This is a genomic window from Pseudomonas sp. S60, assembly GCF_016647865.1.
Taxonomy (GTDB): domain Bacteria; phylum Pseudomonadota; class Gammaproteobacteria; order Pseudomonadales; family Pseudomonadaceae; genus Aquipseudomonas; species Aquipseudomonas parafulva.
The window spans coordinates 1-264 of the sequence record NZ_JACVVH010000129.1; the positions used below are offsets into that span (position 1 = coordinate 1).

A 264-nucleotide genomic window follows, 5' to 3' on the forward strand; every position below is an offset into this window, starting at 1 on the left:
AGCATCGGGGATCAGGTAAGCGCTTTGAATGTGGGGTTCATGGAGCGCTTACAAAAGATCTGCCCCATACGTCCTGTGCAATTGAAGCGTGCAATTCCACGGAAGCAGTTTTCACATAACAGAACTGGCTTTTGATCACACGAAATGGATGTTCGACCTTCGCTCGCGCCTGCGCTTTGCCCTTCTCGATCTTGCGTCTGGCTTTGTGGAGCGCCCCCGGTGTCAGGGTAGTTGTCGTGTCCCCCGCTTTTTGAAAAGCATTCC

The 264-nt window shown here is 52.7% G+C and carries 1 pseudogene; it reads right to left on the bottom strand.

The window, feature by feature from the left end:
* Nucleotides 1–37: 37 nt before the first annotated feature.
* A pseudogene (locus IAE33_RS24700) lies at nucleotides 38–264 on the bottom strand (hypothetical protein); the annotation flags it as partial.